This window comes from Variovorax sp. WDL1 (assembly GCF_001541225.1).
In the GTDB taxonomy this organism is placed as follows: domain Bacteria; phylum Pseudomonadota; class Gammaproteobacteria; order Burkholderiales; family Burkholderiaceae_C; genus Variovorax.
On the sequence record NZ_LMTS01000153.1, the window covers coordinates 1 to 5,711 of the forward strand.

Annotated in this window: 3 protein-coding genes; all 3 read left to right on the forward strand. The window is 67.6% G+C overall.

From position 1 onward, the window contains the following. Positions 1-133 precede the first annotated feature (133 nt). Positions 134-1,006: an alpha/beta hydrolase gene (locus APY03_RS20115; RefSeq protein WP_068679439.1), complete on the forward strand. Its 873-nt coding sequence runs from the start codon at positions 134-136 to the stop codon at positions 1,004-1,006. 147 nt (positions 1,007-1,153) lie between these two features. Beyond that, positions 1,154-2,398, forward strand: coding sequence for an efflux RND transporter periplasmic adaptor subunit (locus APY03_RS20120; protein ID WP_068679441.1), 1,245 nt, complete (start codon positions 1,154-1,156; stop codon positions 2,396-2,398). Positions 2,399-2,438: 40 nt separating this feature from the next. Continuing rightward, positions 2,439-5,711, forward strand: a 3,273-nt coding sequence (locus APY03_RS20125) for an efflux RND transporter permease subunit (RefSeq protein ID WP_068679443.1), incomplete at its 3' end; no start/stop codon positions are given.

Sequence of the window (5,711 nt, forward strand, 5' to 3'; positions counted from 1 at the left end):
GGCCGTGCCCGCCGCGACCTATTGATCAGCGTTTCCTTAGTCGATTGGAAACAGAGTGAGATTCACCAACCTGTTGTAGCAGCCAATGAGGCCCTTAATATTCAACCCATCGTTCACCCACTGAGGTTGTGCCATGTCATCCCGCCCCATCCCGCGTCCTGCTGAAGCCGCCCCGGCCCCGGCGGTCGCTGTTGCACCGGGCACGGAGGTCGACATCAGCGTTCCGCTGCCGGAGCGCGAGCCGGTCCAGGCCCGCCTCTACGGCCAGCGCACCAAGGGGGTGGCAGTGCCGCTGGTGCTGCATTTCCATGGCGGCACCTTCGTTTGCGGCGACCTGGACGACGGCCGCAACGTCGCGCGGCTGCTGGCGGCGGCCGGTGCGGTGGTGCTGTCGCTGGCCTATCCGCTGAAACCTTTTCCCGAGCCTATCGAAGTCGGCTTCGCGGCCCTGGAGTGGCTCTACAAGCAGCGCGTCAAGCTGGCAGGCAAGGGCGCCCGCGTGTACCTGGCCGGTGAGGAAGCAGGGGGCAACCTGGCTGCCGCGGTGGCACTCATGGCCCGCGACCGCGCCCATCCGCCGCTGGCCGGCCAGATCCTGCTGTCCCCGATGCTGGACCCGTGTGCCGGCACGCTGTCGCTGCGCAAGGCCTCTGACGAGGATGCCCGGTGCCGTTGGGCTTCGGGTTGGCAGGAATACCTGAGCTGCCCGATGAACGCGACACACCCCTACGCAGTGCCCGGCGCATCGCTCAGGCTGGCCGAGCTGGCCCCTGCACTGGTGCTGGTGGGTGAGGACGATGCAATGCGCGACGAGGCCCTGAGCTTCGCGCAGCGGCTGCAGAAAGCAGGCATTCCTGTGACCACGGCGGTGCTGCCTTCGGCCGCGAAGTGCCCCGACGAGTTGTATGACCCCGCCTTCGGGGATTGCGCGTGCACGGAGACAGTGGGTGGGCATCTGCGCGCATTTTTCGCTTCCACGGTGCCGCCGGTGCCTCCCCCGGCGTAAGCACCAGCCGGTTTCGCCGGTCAACCTTTTCTGAACCTTCCTGGGTCCGCCGGCTTGGCCGGTGGTGCCGGATTTCGCCTTCCTGCTGCTCACGGGCAGCGGGCTGGCCTGTTGTTTTCCAAAGTCATCTCAACGAGGAGCTTCATCATGCAAACCAACAACAAGCAGTCGAATGCCCGCCGCCGTTTGTGGCCTGCAGTGACCGGTGTCACCGCCCTGGTGGCGATCGTCTCGGCGGTCCTGCTCGGGCTGCCCAGCTTCAAGGCCGAGGCCAACAATGCGCCCGCGGCCGCCGCACCGCAGGCCACGCCGGTGTCGGTGGCCGTGGTGGCCCCCACCGAGGTCAACACATGGGACGAGTTCTCCGGCCGGCTCGAAGCGGTCGAGCGCGTCGACGTGCGTTCGCGGGTCGCCGGCGCGGTACTGGCGGCGCACTTCCGCGAAGGCTCGCTGGTCAAGCAGGGCGATCTTCTGGTCACCATCGATCCCGCGCCCTATGCAGCCGAGGTCGAGCGTGCCCAGGCGCAGGTCGCCTCGGCCCAGGCCCGCGCGGCGTTCACGCGCAGCGAGCAGGAACGCGCGCGCCGCCTGTGGGACGACAAGGCCATCGCCCAGCGCGAGTTCGATGAGCGCGTCAACGCAGGCCGCGAAGCCGAGGCCAACCTGCGCGCGGCGCAGGCCCAGTTGCAGAGCGCGCGGCTGAGCCTGGGCTACACGCAGGTGAGGGCGCCGGTGTCCGGCCGAATCGGCAGGCTGGAAGTAACCGTGGGCAACCTGGTCGCCGCCGGCCCTGGCGCGCCGGTGCTCACGACGCTGGTGTCGGTCAGCCCGATCTACGCGAGCTTCGACGCGGATGAGCAGGTGGTGGTCAAGGCGCTGAAGGATCTGCCGCCCGGCGCCGGCGCGCGGGGCAAGCTCGACGGCATCCCGGTGCAGATGGGCACCGCCGGCCTCGAGGGCACGCCCTACGAGGGCCGCCTGCAACTGATCGACAACCAGGTCGACGCCAGGAGCGGCACCGTGCGCGTGCGCGCCGCCTTCGACAACAAGGACGGCACGCTGATCCCTGGCCAGTTCGCCCGCATCCGCATGGGCCAGGCCCGCAATGACAAGGCGCTGCTGGTGAGCGAGCGCGCCGTCGGCACCGACCAGAACAAGAAGTTCGTGATGGTCGTGGGCGAGGACAACAAGGCCGAGTGGCGCGAGGTCACGCTCGGCGCTTCGGTCGACGGACTGCGTGTCGTGACCAAGGGCCTGAAGGGTGGCGAACGCGTGGTCGTCAACGGCCTGCAGCACATCCGTCCGGGCGCCCTGGTGGCGCCGCAGACGGTGACCATGGACGCCAAGGCCGACGCGCAAACGCAGCGCGTCGCCAGCGCCGCCAAGTCCTGAGAGCCTGATTCAGGCGGCATCCCTCGAGGGAAACAACATCATGAATCTATCGAAATTCTTCATCGATCGGCCGATCTTCGCGGGCGTGCTCTCGCTGCTGATGCTGATCGCGGGCCTGATCGCCTTGCGCGGGTTGCCGATCTCGGAATACCCTGAAGTCGCACCCCCGTCGGTGGTGGTGCGCGCCCAGTATCCGGGCGCCAATCCGAAGGTGATTGCCGAGACGGTGGCGACGCCGCTCGAGGAGCAGATCAACGGCGTCGAGGACATGCTCTACATGGGCAGCCAGGCGACCACGGATGGCGTGATGACGCTGACCGTCACCTTCAAGCTGGGCACCGACCCGGACAAGGCGCAGCAGATGGTGCAGAACCGCGTGTCGCAGGCCGAGCCGCGCCTGCCCGAGGAAGTGCGGCGGCTGGGGATCACCACCGTCAAGAGCTCGCCCAACATCACGATGGTGGTTCACCTGGTGTCGCCCAACGGGCGCTACGACATGAATTACCTGCGCAACTACGCGGTGCTCAACGTCAAGGACCGGCTGGCGCGCATCGACGGCGTCGGCCAGGTGCAGGCCTGGGGCGGCGGCGAGTACGCCATGCGCGTCTGGCTGGACCCGCAGAAGGTGGCGCAGCGCGGCCTGTCGGCCAGCGACGTGGTGGCGGCCATTCGCGGCCAGAACATCCAGGCCGCTGCAGGCGTGGTGGGCGCTTCGCCCGGGCTGCCGGGCGTGGACACGCAGCTGTCGATCAACGCGCAGGGGCGCCTGCAAAGCGAAGAGGAATTCGGCGACATCATCGTCAAGACCAGCGCGGAAGGCGCGGTGACCCGGCTGCGCGACATCGGCCGCATCGAGCTCGGCGCCTCCGAGTACGCACTGCGCTCGCTGCTGGACAACCAGCAGGCCGTGGGCATCGGCGTGTTCCAGTCGCCGGGTTCCAACTCGCTGCAGATCTCCGCCGATGTGCGCAAGACGATGGACGAGTTGGCGAAGTTCATGCCCGAAGGGCTGGAGTACCGCATCGCCTACGACCCGACGCAGTTCGTGCGCGCCTCCATCGATTCCGTGGTGCACACACTGCTCGAAGCCATCGCGCTGGTCGTGCTGGTGGTCATCCTGTTCTTGCAGACCTGGCGCGCTTCCATCATTCCGCTGCTGGCGGTGCCTGTGTCCGTCATCGGCACCTTCGCGGTGCTGCACCTGCTGGGCTTCTCGATCAATGCGCTCACGCTTTTCGGGCTGGTGCTGGCCATCGGCATCGTGGTGGACGACGCCATCGTGGTGGTGGAGAACGTGGAGCGCAACATCGAGGCGGGCCTGTCGCCACGCGATGCCACCTACCGTGCGATGCGGGAAGTGTCCGGGCCCATCATCGCCATCGCGCTCACGCTGGTGGCCGTGTTCGTTCCGCTGGCCTTCATCAGCGGGCTCACCGGCCAGTTCTATCGGCAGTTCGCGGTGACCATCGCGATCTCCACCGTGATCTCGGCCATCAACTCGCTGACGCTGTCGCCGGCACTCGCGGCGCTGCTGCTCAAGGGCCACGATGCGCCCAAGGATGCGCTGACCCGCGGCATGGACCGCGCCTTCGGATGGCTCTTCCGTGGCTTCAACCGGTTCTTCCATCGCGGCTCGGAGGCCTACAGCGGCGGCGTGCGCCGGGTGCTGTCGCGCAAGGCGCTGATGATGGCGCTGTACCTCGCGCTGATCGGCTTGACCTTCGGCCTGTTCAAGGCCGTGCCCAACGGCTTCGTGCCGGGCCAGGACAAGCAATACCTGATCGGCTTTGCCCAGCTGCCCGACGGCGCCACGCTGGACCGCACGGACGAGGTGATCCGCCGCATGGGCGACATCATGGCGAAGAACCCGAACATCGAAGGGACGCTGTCCTTCCCGGGCCTGTCGATCAACGGCTTCACCAACAGCTCGAACTCCGGCATCGCCTTTGCAATGCTCAAGCCGTTCGATGAGCGCAAGCGGGCCGACCAGAGCGGGGGCGCTGTCGCCCAGCAGCTCAACGCGGAGTTCTCCAAGATCCAGGACGCCTTCATCGTCATGTTCCCGCCTCCGCCCGTGGAGGGCCTGGGCACCACCGGTGGCTTCAAGCTCCAGCTGGAGGACCGGGGCTCGGTGGGCTACGAGGCAATGGACGCTGCAGTGAAGGCTTTCATGGGCAAGGCGATGCAGGCGCCGGAGCTGACCGGCATGTTCACCAGCTGGCAGGTCAATGTGCCGCAGCTCTACGCGGACATCGACCGCACCAAGGCGCGCCAGCTCGGCGTGCCGGTGCAGGACATCTTCGACACCATGCAGATCTACCTGGGCAGCCTGTATGCGAACGACTTCAACAAGTTCGGCCGGACCTACAGCGTGCGGGTGCAGGCGGATGCGCCGCACCGCGCCCGGGCGGAGGACGTCGGCCTGCTGAAGGTGCGCTCCACCACGGGCGAGATGGTGCCGCTGTCCGCACTGATGAAAGTGAACTCCAGCTTCGGGCCGGAGCGTGCGATGCGCTACAACGGGTATCTCACTGCCGACATCAACGGTGGCCCGGCGCCCGGCTATTCGTCCGGCGAGGCGCAGGACGCCATCGAGCGGATCGCCGCAGAGACCTTGCCCAAGGGCATCGAGTTCGAATGGACCGACCTGACCTACCAGGAGATCCTGGCCGGCAACTCCGCCGTCATCGTGTTCCCGCTGGCCATCCTGCTGGTGTTCCTGGTGCTGGCGGCGCAGTACGAGAGCCTCACGCTGCCGCTGGCCATCATCCTGATCGTGCCGATGGGCATCCTGGCCGCGATGACCGGCGTGTGGATCTCCGGCGGCGACAGCAACGTGTTCACCCAGATCGGGCTGATGGTGCTGGTGGGGCTGTCGGCGAAGAACGCGATCCTGATCGTCGAGTTCGCGCGCGAGCTGGAATTTGCCGGCCGGACGCCTTTCCAGGCCGCCGTGGAAGCGAGCCGGCTGCGCCTGCGCCCGATCCTGATGACCTCGCTTGCATTCGTCATGGGTGTGCTGCCGCTGGTGCTGGCCACGGGTGCCGGCGCCGAGATGCGCTCGGCCATGGGCGTGGCGGTGTTCGCCGGGATGATCGGCGTGACTGCGTTCGGCCTGTTCCTGACGCCGGTGTTCTATGTGGCGCTGCGCAGGCTCACGGGCAACCGGCCGCTCAAGCTCCATGGCGAGGTGCCGCACCTGGCAGGCGACGAAGGCTTTGTCTCGGCGGAGCATCCGGCCGGCCCGCATGGCGGCAACCACGACGGCGGCAGCGGCTCCGGCCCGGCCGGCGGCGCAGGCCTGCGTCCGATG